This is a genomic window from Streptomyces sp. NPDC055962 (genome assembly GCF_042270185.1).
In the GTDB taxonomy this organism is placed as follows: Bacteria; Actinomycetota; Actinomycetes; order Streptomycetales; family Streptomycetaceae; genus Streptomyces.
This window is the reverse complement of sequence record NZ_JBHJYN010000001.1, coordinates 139806-153332: the sequence shown is the minus strand read 5'-3', so window position 1 is coordinate 153332 and position 13527 is coordinate 139806. Positions and strand designations below refer to the sequence as shown.

General features: G+C 71.1%; 9 protein-coding genes. 5 read left to right on the top strand and 4 right to left on the bottom strand.

Going from position 1 to position 13527, the window contains the following annotated elements; translation table 11 throughout:
• Positions 1–31: 31 nt before the first annotated feature.
• Positions 32–2071, bottom strand: coding sequence for a PA14 domain-containing protein (locus tag ACFC51_RS00655; protein ID WP_376526289.1), 2040 nt, complete (start codon positions 2069–2071; stop codon positions 32–34).
• Between the two features lie 182 nt (positions 2072–2253).
• Positions 2254–3198 carry a CAP domain-containing protein gene (locus ACFC51_RS00650; protein ID WP_376526287.1) on the bottom strand — a complete coding sequence of 315 codons (945 nt, stop codon included), beginning with the start codon at positions 3196–3198 and terminating at the stop codon, positions 2254–2256.
• A gap of 155 nt (positions 3199–3353) precedes the next feature.
• Here ACFC51_RS00650 and ACFC51_RS00645 point away from each other — a divergent pair, with 155 nt between their 5' ends.
• The 4 genes from ACFC51_RS00645 (at position 3354) to ACFC51_RS00630 (ending at position 9972) form a co-directional block, all read left to right on the top strand.
• A complete protein-coding gene (locus ACFC51_RS00645; protein ID WP_376372785.1) occupies positions 3354–3635 on the top strand; it encodes an acylphosphatase in 282 nt (93 codons plus the stop codon).
• 437 nt (positions 3636–4072) lie between these two features.
• Positions 4073–4285, top strand: coding sequence for a hypothetical protein (locus ACFC51_RS00640; protein ID WP_033304037.1), 213 nt, complete (start codon positions 4073–4075; stop codon positions 4283–4285).
• 316 nt (positions 4286–4601) lie between these two features.
• Entirely contained in the window at positions 4602–8300 is a 3699-nt protein-coding gene (locus ACFC51_RS00635) for an AAA family ATPase (protein ID WP_376372782.1), read from the top strand.
• Positions 8301–8553: 253 nt separating this feature from the next.
• Positions 8554–9972, top strand: a complete 1419-nt coding sequence (locus tag ACFC51_RS00630; RefSeq protein WP_376372779.1) for a sugar porter family MFS transporter — start codon at positions 8554–8556, stop codon at positions 9970–9972.
• An 87-nt stretch (positions 9973–10059) separates the two neighbouring features.
• Here ACFC51_RS00630 and ACFC51_RS00625 read toward each other — a convergent pair whose 3' ends face one another.
• A complete protein-coding gene (locus ACFC51_RS00625) occupies positions 10060–11451 on the bottom strand; it encodes a purine-cytosine permease family protein (protein ID WP_376372776.1) in 1392 nt (463 codons plus the stop codon).
• Positions 11452–11562: 111 nt separating this feature from the next.
• On the opposite strand from ACFC51_RS00625, the gene ftsY reads away from it, so the two are divergent.
• A complete protein-coding gene (gene ftsY, locus ACFC51_RS00620) occupies positions 11563–12768 on the top strand; it encodes a signal recognition particle-docking protein FtsY (RefSeq protein WP_376372773.1) in 1206 nt (401 codons plus the stop codon).
• Positions 12769–12833: 65 nt separating this feature from the next.
• Here the strand turns inward: ftsY and ACFC51_RS00615 are convergent, their stop codons facing one another.
• Entirely contained in the window at positions 12834–13481 is a 648-nt protein-coding gene (locus tag ACFC51_RS00615; protein ID WP_376372770.1) for a bifunctional DNA primase/polymerase, read from the bottom strand.
• Positions 13482–13527: the final 46 nt, after the last annotated feature.

Here is a 13527-nt window from a genome sequence, read left to right as displayed (position 1 = left end):
CAGGCGCGGGGTGTGCCCCCGCCGGCATGCGTCAGCGGGTCACGACGGAGACCTCACTCGCTCCGGACGTGGTGCCGTCCGCGTAGAGGACCGAGACGCGGTAGTAGGCCGTGGTCGCCGGCGGCAGGGCGGGATCCACCCAGTGCCAGGTGGTGCCGTTGTCCCTGGGCTCCGTGCGGACCAGGTCGAAGGTCTTCGTCACCGGGTTCCAGCGGTGGATCGCGAAACCGGAGACCTCGCCGAGGCTCTCGGAGCTCGCGAGGGCCCAGGAGAGCCAGCCGTTCTGGTCGGAGCCGAGGTACACCAGCGGCGCGCCGGTCGCGGCCGGCGCTGTCGGGCGGAGGTCCAGCTCGGTGACGTCGACCACCGTCGCGCCGGTGGCCGGGGTGAGCTGGTTCCCGTACTGGTCGACGGCGACCAGGGCGTAGCGGACCTGCTGTCCGTCCGCCGGGACGTGGTCGTGGAACGTCGTCTCCGTGACCTTCCACGGCTGGAAGTCCGACGGGTGCGGCACGGCCTTGTACGTCCACTGCCCGTCGACGAGGGTGCCGCGCAGCACGAGGTAGTGCGCGAGGCCGGGGTCCTTGCTCGCGTCCCAGGAGAGGGTGACGCCGTTCGCCGCGGGGACGGCCTTCACCCCGGTGACGGCGGCGGGCGCGGTCGTGTTCCCGCTGACGGTGACGGAGAGCTCCGCGGAGGGGGTGCCGCCGTTCCCCTCGTGGTCCAGGGCGACGACCCGGTAGGTGTAGGTAGCACCGGGCGGGGGCGCGGCGTCGGTGAAGCTGGTCCCCTTCACTCCCGTGCCGACCTCGGAGCGCACGGAGTTGGAGGTGCCCGGGCGGCTGGTACGGAAGACCGAGTAGCCCGCGAAGTCGGCGCTGGTCCGCTCCGAGGCGTCCCAGGTGAGGGTGACACCCGCCTCGCTCTCCGAGGCCCGCACGCCGAGCGCGGTGTCGACCGGTCCGGTCAGGTCGTCGCTGTAGTACTCGGCGGTGCCGGAGGCCGGGGACTCGTTGCCGCTCGTGTCGACGGCGGTGACGACGTAGTAGTAGACGTCACCGGTCTGCGGCAGCGGCCCGCTGTAGCCGCCGCCCGAGGAGGCCAGGCGGTTGGCGGGGGTGAGGGCGACCGGCAGCGAGGTCGAGCGGTAGACCCGGTACTCGGCGAGGTCGGGCTCGGTGTTGCCGTCACAGTAGAGCGTGATCCTGGTGGGGCTGCCGACGGACCAGTTGTCCTCTACGCCCTTGGGCGCGGCGGGGGCCGTGCGGTCGAGCGTGGTGACGGGGAGGTCGGCGGTGCCCGAGGAGGTGTTGCCCGCCTTGTCGTACGCGCGCACCTCGTAGTAGTAGACGTTGCCGTCCTTCGGCACGGTCGTGTCGGTGTACGAGGTGGACGTGGTCGTGGCGAGGGGCTTCGCCGGGTACGCGGTGCCTTTCAGCCGCCGGTACACGCGGTATCCGGCGAGGTCCATCTCCTTGTTCTTCGCCCAGCCGACCTTCGTGGACGTGGAGGCGGTGCTGTAGGTGACGGTGGTCCCCGTGGGAACCAGCGGCTTGACCTTGTCGGCACCGGCCGTCGTGCGGGGCGCGTAGGTGAACTCGACGTCGGCGGCGCCGGTCCAGTTCACGAAGTCGATGCGCAGACTGTGCTTCCCGGACGGGATCGTCACGTCGGCCGTCCTGGAGACCGTGTTCGCGACGTTCTTCCACAGGTCGATCTTGCGGACGCCGTCGACGTACACACGGATGCCGTCACGGGACGAGGCCTTGAACGTGAACGGCCCGCCCGAACCGAAATCGCGGGTCGTGGACCAGCGGACACCGAAGTCGTTGGCGGGCATGCCCTTGTAGCCGGGTGCGCCGGTGCCCCAGTCCTGGTCGATCACGGAGTCGCAGTCCGTGCCCTTCGGGGTGCCGGTGAAGCTGGTGTTCGCGTAGAACGTGCGCGTGAAGACGGGCGACGCGCAGGTGACGGCGGCGGAGGCGGGGACGGCCGCGGCGAGCAGGCCGCCCGCGGTGGCGAGCACGACGGCGGTGGCGGCGGCCGCCGTCGTACGTCTGGGTCGGTTCATGCGTTCCTTCGGTTCTGATCATCTGCGTCATGAAGTGACTGCTGACGATCAAGACTCTTGTCAGGGAGGCATGGTTGTAGGCGCGAGGTGAACAGGAGCCGGCCGGGGCCCCGACAGGGGAAGGCCCCCGCCGTCCGGGGACGGAAGGGGCCTTCGTGGTGCGTGGGGTGACTGTCCTCGGCTCAGAAGCCGAAGTCCTGCGTCCACCACGGGCCGCCGGAGCCGAGATGGACTCCCACGCCGAGCGTCTTGTAGTCGCAGTTGAGAATGTTCGCGCGATGGCCTTCGCTGTCCATCCAGGCGTCCATCACGGCCTGTGCGTCGGCCTGGCCCCGGGCGATGTTCTCGCCGCCGAGGCCCTCCACACCGGCCGCGTCGGCACGGTCCCAGGGGGTCGCGCCGTCGGGGTCGGTGTGGCCGAAGAAGTCGCGGGCGGCCATGTCGTCGCTGAAGTCCTGGGCGAGCGCGGTCAGCGAGGCGCTCGCGGTGACCGGACTGCATCCGACCTTCGCGCGCTCCTGGTTGACGAGGCTGAGCACGGTGGCCTGGGCGGAGGTGGCGGACGGGCTCGCCGGGGTCTCGGCCTCACGGCTCGGGGTGGCCGAAGCCGTCTTCGGAGCGGCCGGCTTCGTGGCCGCCGGGCTGGACGACGTGCTCTTCCTCGGCGCGGCCGCGGGGGCCTTCGTCCGCTCCGGCGTCTTCGTCGGCTGCTTCGATGCGGTCGCCGAAGGCTTCTTGGCGGGCTTCTCGCCCGGGGTCGCCGAGGGGGACGTGGAGGGCGCGGCGGAACGGCCGGCACCGCGGCTGGCCTCGGCCGACGCGGACGCCGACGTACGGCCGGTCGGTTCCGCGGACGAGTCGCCCTGCGTCAGCAGGTCGGGAGCGCCGCCCGCGTGGACCTGGTCCGACGCCCCGCCCCCGCTGACGCTGTAGCTGTCGCCGCCGGGCAGCAGGCCGGAGGCGACAGCGACCGCTCCGACGGCCACGGCGGCCGAGACACCGAGAAGTCCGGCGCGCACGGGTATGCCGGTCCGCTTCCTCCGGCGGGCACTCCGGTGCCCCTCCGCCGCGTCCGCCGTGCGCTGCTCAGCGGCGGGGGCCGCGCCTGCGCGTCGATGCCGTCCCATGCGCTGTGCCTTCCTCGTGCTCCGGGCGTCGTGACGACGTCCCCGTATTCAAGATCAAGCTCACCCGTTCGGGTGAGGCTATTGCGAGGGGACCTTACGCCATGGCGGATTGGGGCGAGGTGCTCGTGAAGCAATTGGCCGGTTAGCGTTCGGGCATGAACGAAGACGCACGACTCGTCGTATGGGTACGCGGCCGAGTACAGCAAGTAGGGTTTCGTTGGTTCACCAGGGCAAATGCTTTGGAGATCGGGAAACTCACCGGCTTCGCCCTCAATCTCGACGACGGCCGGGTCCAGGTGGTGGCCGAAGGGCCGCGTGAGAATTGCCACCGTCTGCTCGACTGGCTCGGCTCCGACGACACACCCGGCCGCGTGGACGGCGTCACTGAGATCTGGGACACGCCGCGCGGTGGATACGACGGATTCGCGATCCGTTGATCACGGCCGGGAAACCGGACCGGTTCCGCTGTGCGCACGAGGCGTTCCGAGCGGTGACCGGGAGGCTTCGTGGGAGTCGCGCACCCGGAATGACCTGCGAAAGAAGTCGGCGACCGGACATGGTTGCCAAGAAGCGCGCCACATGCCAGGCTGCGGCATTGACGAAGATCTCCACGCCTTTCGGGACCCGCAGGAGAGTCGCGCCGCATGATCGTCCGGCCGCGCGCCCCCGGGACACCCGGCCCACCGGCGTGTGATCGTGTTGACCGTCAAACTTTTTGGTGAGACGCTGAAAACCCCGCGCACCTCAGCTGTTCGGCAGAGCTGGTGACAGCAGAACAGCAGTGATTACAGAAGACTGCCGAGCACCGCGGGTGCGATTCCCTCACGACCCACACCGCATCCGGTCGGTCACTCAGTGTGGAGGACCATCCATCATGGCAAAGGCGCTTCTCGGTTACGTCGGCGGTTCCGACCCGCGACTCCTCGCCGAGATGCGACGGCTTCAGAAGCGTGTCCAGGACCTGGAATCCGAGCTCGTACGGATCCAGGACGAGAACGATGCGCTCAACGCCGCCGCCCAGCACCAGGAGTCGCTGCTCGACAGCATCGACATCGACGTACCCCAGGCGGAGCCCGCGCTGACCTGACCCCAGAGGCCCTGCCGGGGCCGGTGGGGCCGCACGCCAGTCCGCTCGGGATCAACCCATCGACATGTCTTCGTCACGGATCGCCGCCCCGGAACACCGAGGACCGCTCGTGATCCGGTCCGCCCGCGATCCGTCACGCAAGGTCGTGCCCGGACGACCGCTCACGCGGTGCCGTGCACGATTCAAAGGGACGCTCCGGCGTCCCTTCTTTCTTTCCCCCCGGGGGCCGTCACCGGCCTGTCGCTCTTCGCTCAACGTCTGATGTGCCCTGCACCTTCATCAGCGAAACCGGGAGTGAAAGGTAGAGTCCGGCGGCGTGCACCTCAAGGCTCTGACCCTCCGTGGTTTCAAATCGTTCGCCTCCGCCACGACCCTGCGGTTCGAACCGGGGATCACGTGTGTCGTCGGCCCCAACGGGTCGGGCAAATCCAATGTGGTGGACGCGCTCTCCTGGGTGATGGGGGAGCAGGGCGCCAAATCCCTGCGCGGCGGCAAGATGGAAGATGTGATCTTCGCCGGCACCACGGGAAGGCCACCTCTCGGCCGTGCGGAAGTGTCGTTGACCATCGACAATTCCGACGGTGCGCTTCCCATCGAGTACGCCGAAGTGACGATCACCCGGATCATGTTCCGCAACGGCGGAAGTGAATACCAGATCAATGGCGACACCTGCCGGTTGCTCGACATCCAGGAACTGCTCTCCGATTCCGGTATCGGCCGCGAGATGCATGTCATCGTCGGCCAGGGCCGGCTGGACTCGGTCCTGCACGCGGACCCGACGGGACGCCGCGCCTTCATCGAGGAGGCGGCGGGCGTGCTCAAGCACCGCAAGCGCAAGGAGAAGGCGCTGCGGAAGCTGGAGGCGATGGGCGCCAACCTCGCCCGCGTCCAGGACCTCACCGACGAACTGCGGCGCCAGCTCAAGCCGCTGGGCAGACAGGCGGCCGTCGCCCGCCGGGCCGCCGTCATCCAGGCCGACCTGCGGGACGCCCGGCTGCGGCTCCTCGCCGACGACCTGGTGCGGCTGAGGGAGGCACTGCGCGGAGAGATCGCCGACGAGGCTGCCCTCAAGCAGCGCAGGGAGAGGGCGGAGGCCGAGCTCAAGGCGTCGCTCGCCCGCGAGGCGGACCTGGAGGACGAGGTGCGCCGGCTGGCGCCACGGCTCCAGCGGGCCCAGCAGACCTGGTACGAGCTCTCGCAGCTGGCCGAGCGCGTCCGCGGCACGATCTCCCTGGCCGACGCACGGGTGAAGAGCGCCACCTCGGCACCGGACGAGGAGCGGCGGGGGCGCGATCCCGAGGACATGGAGCGCGAGGCCGCCCGGATCCGCGAGCAGGAGGCGGAGCTGGAGGCGGCACTCGAAGCGGCGGAGCACGCCCTGGAGGACACCACCGCCCACCGGTCGGAACTGGAGAGGGAGCTGGCGGCCGAGGAGCGCAGACTCCGCGACGCGGCCCGCGCCATCGCCGACCGGCGCGAGGGCCTCGCACGGCTCCACGGGCAGGTCAACGCCGCCCGGAGCCGGGCGGGTTCGGCACAGGCCGAGATCGACCGGCTGGCCGCGTCCCGGGACGAGGCGCGGGAGCGGGCGGTCGCGGCCCAGGAGGAGTACGAACAGCTCAAGGCGGAGGTCGACGGCCTCGACGCGGGCGACGCGGAGCTGGCGGAGCAGCACGAGGCCGCAAAGCGGGAACTCGCCGCGGCGGAGTCGGACCTGAGCGCGGCGCGCGAGGCGGTCACCTCGGCCGAACGCAGCCGCGCCGCGGTCTCGGCCCGGCACGAGGCACTCTCCCTGGGGCTGCGCCGCAAGGACGGCACCGGCGTGCTGCTCGGCGCGGGGGAGCGGCTCACGGGACTGCTCGGACCGGTCGCTGAGCTGCTCACGGTGGCCCCGGGGCACGAGGTCGCGGTCGCGGCCGCCCTGGGCGCCGCGGCCGACGCGATCGCGGTGACGGACCCGGCCACGGCGGCCGACGCGATCCGGCTGCTGCGCAAGCAGGACGCGGGACGCGCGGCGCTGGTGCCCGGCGGGGCGGGGACCGGACAGGTGCCCGCGCAGGGTACGGAGCCCTTCGCCGGAGCGGCCGGCCACGTGCCCGGGCAGGGGCCCGGGCCCTCCTCGGCGGCGGTCCCCGGGCAGGCGGTGGCCGGTGCGGAGCACGCCCCGGCCGCCGCCGTTGCGGCGGGCCGCGCCGTCGCCACCGGGGACTGCGCCGCGCCTGCCGTCGCCGGCCTGCTGCGGGGGCCCGCCGAGCTGATGGCCGCCGTGGGACGGCTGGTGCGCGACATGGTGGTCGTCGGCACCCTGGAGGACGCGGAGGAGCTGGTCGCGGCCCATCCCGGGCTGACCGCGGTGACCGCCGAGGGCGATGTGCTGGGTGCCCACTTCGCGCACGGCGGGTCCGCCGGTGCCCCCAGCCTGCTGGAGGTGCAGGCATCCGTCGACGAGGCCGCCGCCGAACTGGCCGAGCTCGCCGTGCGCTGCGAGGAGCTCGCCTCCGGCCAGCGCGCCGCGGCCGCCCGGCGCGCCACGTCCGCGTCGCTGGTGGAGGAGCTCGGGGAGCGGCGCCGGGCCGCCGAGCGGGAGAAGTCGGGGGTGGCGCAGCAGCTCGGGCGGCTGGCCGGCCAGGCCCGGGGCGCCGCGGGTGAGGCCGAGCGTACGACGGCCTCCGCCGTGCGGGCGCAGGATGCGCTGGAGCGTGCCACCGCGGAGGCGGAGGAGCTGGCGGAACGGCTGTTCGTGGCCGAGGAGACGCCGGTCGAGGAGGAGCCCGACACCTCCGTACGGGACCGGCTCGCCGCCGACGGTGCGAACGCGCGCCAGACCGAGATGGAGGCCCGCCTCCAGGCCCGTACCCATGAGGAGCGGGTGAAGGGGCTCGCCGGGCGGGCCGACGCACTCGACCGCGGGGCCCGTGCCGAGCGCGAGGCCCGTGCCCGCGCCGAGCAGCGCCGTGCCCGGCTGCGTCACGAGGCCGCCGTCGCCACGGCCGTCGCGTCGGGCGCCGGACAGCTGCTCGGCCACGTGGAGGTCTCGGTCCTGCGCGCGGAGGAGGAACGCAGGAGGGCCGAGGCGGCGAAGGCCGAGCGCGAGCGGGACCTGACCGCCGAGCGGGGCCGCGGCCGCGACCTCAAGAGCGAGCTCGACCGGCTCACCGACTCCGTGCACCGGGGCGAGGTGCTCGGGGCCGAGAAGAGGCTGCGCATAGAGCAGGTGGAGGCCAAGGCGCTGGAGGAGTTCGGCGTCGAGCCGGCCGGCCTGGCCGCCGAGTACGGGCCGGACCAGCCGGTGCCCCCGTCGCCCGCGGCGGAGGGCGAGGAGCTTCCCTCCGGTCCGGAGGATCCGCGCAACCGGCCGAGACCGTTCGTCAGGGCCGAGCAGGAGAAGCGGCTGAAGGCGGCCGAACGGGCGTATCAGCAACTCGGGAAGGTGAATCCTCTCGCCCTCGAGGAGTTCTCGGCGCTGGAGGAACGGCACAAGTTCCTCTCCGAGCAGCTCGAGGACCTGAAGAAGACCCGGGCCGATCTGATGCAGGTCGTCAAGGAGGTCGACGAGCGGGTCGAGCAGGTGTTCACGGAGGCCTTCCGGGACACGGCACGCGAGTTCGAGGGCGTCTTCTCCCGGCTCTTCCCGGGGGGCGAGGGGCGCCTCGTCCTCACCGACCCGGACAACATGCTGACGACGGGTCTCGACGTCGAGGCGAGGCCGCCGGGCAAGAAGGTCAAGCGGCTCTCGCTGCTGTCCGGAGGGGAGCGATCCCTTACGGCCGTTGCCCTCCTGGTCTCCATCTTCAAGGCCAGGCCGAGCCCGTTCTACGTCATGGACGAGGTGGAGGCGGCGCTCGACGACACGAATCTGCAGCGTCTGATCCGGATCATGGAGGAGCTCCAGGAGAGCTCCCAGCTGATCGTGATCACGCACCAGAAGCGGACGATGGAGGTCGCCGACGCGCTGTACGGCGTCTCGATGCAGGGCGACGGAGTATCCAAGGTGATCAGTCAGCGTCTTCGCTGACAACCGGGGCATACGGACTGACGGGCCATCACTCCGTCTTTACTCAATCTTCAATACTTCAACGCACCTTTTGGGCGTTCCTGGGTGCTTGTGAGGAAGATCAGGGGACTGATGGAACCTTGACTTCGAAACTTGAACGCATAACCTCAGCAATGTTGTTTTTACCTTCAAGTGGTGTTCAACCCGAAGTTGTGCGCCACTAGGAGGGCTCACCCCCCACACCTGACGTTGCGGCCAGGTATCAGGAGTTCATGTGACCAGCAGAGCGCGCGGACCGGAGTCCGGAGCCCGGGAGGCCCACCCGGACCATCTCGGCCATGTCATCTTCATCACGGCAGCCGCTGCGATGGGCGGCTTCCTCTTCGGCTACGACAGTTCCGTCATCAACGGTGCCGTCGAGGCCATCCGGGACCGCTACGACATCGGGTCGGGGACCCTCGCGCAGGTGATCGCCATCGCGCTGATCGGCTGTGCGATCGGCGCGGCGACGGCAGGCCGCATCGCCGACCGGATCGGCCGCATCCGCTGCATGCAGATCGCTTCGGTGCTGTTCACCATCAGCGCCGTCGGATCCGCTCTGCCGTTCGCCCTCTGGGACCTCGCCATGTGGCGGATCATCGGTGGTTTCGCGATCGGCATGGCCTCGGTCATCGGCCCGGCCTACATCGCCGAGGTCTCGCCGCCCGCCTACCGCGGCCGGCTGGGCTCCTTCCAGCAGGCCGCCATCGTCATCGGCATCGCCATCTCCCAGCTGGTCAACTACGGCATCCTGCAGATCGCGGACGGCGACCAGCGCGGCAAGATCGGCGGCTTCGAGGCCTGGCAGTGGATGCTCGGCGTGATGGTCGTACCCGCGGTCCTCTACGGGCTGCTGTCCTTCGCGATCCCCGAGTCGCCGCGCTTCCTCATCTCCGTCGGGAAGAGGGACCGGGCCCGGAAGATCCTCGAAGAGGTCGAGGGCAAGAGCGTCGATCTCGACGCACGTGTGGACGAGATCGAGACCGCCATGCGGCGGGAGCACAAGTCGAAGTTCAGTGACCTGCTCGGCAGCCGCTTCGGCTTCCTGCCGATCGTCTGGGTCGGTATCGGGCTCTCCGTCTTCCAGCAGCTCGTCGGCATCAACGTCGCGTTCTACTACTCGGCGACGCTGTGGCAGTCCGTCGGCATCGACCCGACCGACTCGTTCTTCTACTCGTTCACCACGTCGATCATCAACATCATCGGCACCGTGATCGCCATGATCCTCGTCGACCGGGTCGGCCGCAGGCCGCTCGCGCTCGTCGGATCCATCGGCATGGCCGTCGCCCTGGCGTTCGAGGCATGGGCCTTCTCCGCCGACCTCGTGGACGGCAAGCTCCCCACCACGCAGGGCACGGTCGCCCTGGTCGCCGCCCACGTCTTCGTGCTCTTCTTCGCCCTGTCGTGGGGTGTCGTCGTCTGGGTCTTCCTCGGCGAGATGTTCCCGAACCGCATCCGCGCCGCCGCCCTCGGTGTCGCCGCATCGGCGCAGTGGATCGCCAACTGGGCGATCACCGCGAGCTTCCCGAGCCTGTCCGACTGGAACCTGTCGGGCACCTACATCATCTACACCTGCTTCGCCGTGCTCTCCATCCCCTTCGTGATCAAGTTCGTGAAGGAGACCAAGGGCAAGGCGCTGGAGGAGATGGGCTGATCCCCGCTGCCCCTCTCCTCGACCCGCTGCCCCGGTCCGGCCCACGCCGGACCGGGGCAGCGTTGTGCAGCGGGGGCGGAACCGTCGTCAGAAGCGGACCGGTGAGCCCCCCGTCCCGTCCGCCGGACGCGGCAGCAGGGCGTACACCCCCGCCGCGACGAGGATCGCGGCCGCCCAGCCCAGACCGTCGCGCCCGATCCAGGTGGCGGCGAGCGGGCCGGTGAACCACTCGACGTCGGTGAACAGCAGCCCCACCACGAGCCCCGCACCCCAGGCGCCCATGGCCTGCGGGCTGAATCCCGCCGTGTACCAGTAACCGCTCCCGGGCCTGGTGTCCATGAGTGCCGCCGGGTCGTACGCGCGGCCGCGCAGCATGTCCACCCCGAAGACCCCGATCCAGGCGGAGAACGTCACACCGAGCAGGGTGAGGAACGAGAAGAAGGTGTGGATGAGGCTCGTCGCCACCATCATCAGCGTCCCGCCGAGCAGCAGGCTGATCGACGCGTTCACCCCCACCGCCCAGGGGCGCGGGAGGGCGAAGCCGAGCGTCTGCGCGGTGAAGCCGGCGGAGTACATCGACAGCGCGTTGATCAGCACCATGCCGGCGACCGCGGTCAGCAGGAAGGGAACCGAGATCCACTTCGGCAGCAGGTCGCCGATGAACGCCACGGGGTCCTTCGTGACGGCCAGTTCCGGCGCTCCCACCGCCAGCACCGCCCCCATCATCACCATCGGCAGAACGGTCACGAGCGCCCCTCCCACGGTCACGCCCACGATCGCCCGTGCGGACGCGGAGCGCGGCAGATAGCGGGTGAAGTCCGGGGCGGACGGGACCCAGCTGATGCCCCCGGCCGCCAGCGTGCCGATCCCCGCGACCACCACTCCCGCCGGCCCCGGAGGACGGTCGAGGACGGTCCGCCACGGAGTGGCGCCGATCAGATGGACGAGCACGAGCAGGCTCGCACCCCCGAAGAGCCAGGCGGAGGTCCGGGAACACACCCGCAGCGCCGTGATGCCGAGCCCGGACACCAGGAAACTCGCGGCGACGAAGACCGTCAGGGTCACCAGGACGAGGGTGTGGGTGCGCCGGACGTCGAACAAAAGGTCCAGCACGGCCAGCAGGGCCAGGGAACCGGTGACCGCGTTGGCGGTCTCCCAGCCCCAGCGGGCCACCCAGAGCAGGGCTCCGGGGAAGAGGTTCCCCCGCTGTCCGAAAACGGCCCGGGACAGCGCCATGCCGGGAGCACCGCCGCGCTTGCCCGCGAGGGACACGAGGCCGACCAGTCCGAACGAGAGGACCGGGGCCACGGCCGCCACGGTCAGGACCTGCCAGAGGTTGAGCCCGTCGAAGACGGTGAGACCGGCTCCCACGGTCAGCAGCAACACCGTCATGTTGGCCGTCACCCAGGTGGGGAAGAGGGCGCGGACCCGGCCGGTGCGCTCGTCGTCGGGGACGGGATCCAGACCGCGGTTCTCCACGGACAGGAGCGTACCTTTACGCCCATATGTGGCATACCGGCCATGCGGTACGTCACCGCGGCCGTCCGGAACCGCGCCCGGACCACAGCCGTGGCCGATACTGGACGCGTTATGGAAATCGTCATCCTTGCCGTAGTCATCGCCCTGGTCGCGGTCGGCCTGATCAGCGGGCTCGTGGTCAGCAGCCGCAAGAAGAAGCAGCTGCCGCCCTCGGCGCCGTCGAGCACGCCGACCCTCACTCCTCCCGCCGAACCCCACGTCGGCGACGAAGCCGAGACGCCGCGTGACGAAGCGCGGCGCACCATCGAGGAGGTCGGTCTCCCCGGCGCCGGAACTCCCGTCGAGGAGACCCCGGTCGTCATCGAGCCGGAGATCCCCGAGCTCGAAGTCCCCGAGCCCACCGCCGGCCGCCTCGTGCGGCTCCGCGCCCGGCTCGCCCGTTCGCAGAACTCCCTGGGCAAGGGGCTGCTCACGCTCCTGTCCCGCGACAACCTCGACGAGGACACCTGGGAGGAGATCGAGGACACCCTCCTCACCGCCGATGTCGGCGTCGCGCCCACCCAGGAGCTGGTGGAGCGGCTCCGTGAGCGCGTCCGTGTCCTCGGCACCCGTACGCCCGACGAGCTGCGCACCCTGCTGCGCGAAGAGCTCGTCACCCTGCTCGGCCCCGACTTCGACCGTGAGGTGAAGACTGAGGGCGGCGACGGGACGCCCGGCGTCGTCATGGTCGTGGGGGTCAACGGCACCGGCAAGACCACCACGACGGGGAAGCTCGCACGGGTGCTCGTCGCCGACGGCCGCAGCGTCGTGCTCGGCGCTGCGGACACCTTCCGCGCCGCCGCCGCCGATCAGCTCCAGACCTGGGGCGAGCGCGTCGGCGCCCGTACCGTGCGCGGCCCCGAGGGCGGCGACCCCGCCTCGATCGCCTTCGACGCCGTGAAGGAGGGCATCGCCGAGGGCGCGGACGTGGTGCTCATCGACACCGCGGGCCGGCTGCACACCAAGACCGGTCTGATGGACGAGCTCGGCAAGGTCAAGCGGGTCGTCGAGAAGCACGGGCCGCTCGACGAGGTCCTTCTCGTCCTCGACGCCACGACCGGGCAGAACGGCCTCGTCCAGGCGCGGGTCTTCGCCGAGGTCGTGGACATCACCGGCATCGTCCTCACCAAGCTGGACGGCACCGCCAAGGGCGGCATCGTCATCGCCGTCCAGCGCGAGCTGGGCGTGCCCGTGAAGCTCATCGGCCTCGGTGAGGGGCCGGACGACCTGGCCCCGTTCGAGCCCGGCGCCTTCGTCGACGCGCTGATCGGCGACTGACCGGAGCGGCCTCGCACCCGCGCGAAGGGCGGTGGACCCGAGAGGGGTTCACCGCCCTTCCGCGTTCACGAGCGGTGGCATATGTAGGCGAGGGTGCCCAGCAGCAGCCGCGCCTGCGGGGGAGCGGCGGCCGTGTCCGGCGCCGGCTCGCGCAGCCAGCGGACCGGACCGAGACCCCCGAGGTCCGAGGGGGGAGCGGTGACGTACGTCCCGCGGCCCAGTGCCCGCATGTCCAGATCCGCGTCGTCCCAGCCCATCCGGTAGAGCAGCCCGGGGAGTCCGGCGGCGGCCCCGGTGGCGACGAAGAACTGTGCCCGGCCGGCCGGGGTCACGGCCACCGGCCCCAGCGGCAGTCCCATCCGTTCCATCCGGACCAGGGCATGCCGGCCGGCGGCCTCGGCGACGTCGAGCACGTCGAAGGTCCGCCCGACGGGGAGCAGCATCGAGGCGCCCGGCACCTCGGCCCAGGCGTCCGCGGCCGTGTCGAGGGTGGCGCCCGGAGGGACCTCGCGGGCGAAGTCCAGGGGGTGCGCGCCGGGAGCGGCGCACGCGGTGTCGCCGCACGAGCAGGCGCCCGCCGAGGCGCGCGCGCCCGGAGCCACGGCCCAGCCCCAGAGTCCTGTGTACTCGGCCACCGCGGTCGCCCCGGCCCCGCGGCCGCGACGCCGCGTGCCGGACCGCATCTCCCGGATGCCGCCGATCGTGAAGCCCATGCCCCCTCCAACGGGTCCGAGTCACCGGTGGTTACGACCTGGAGGC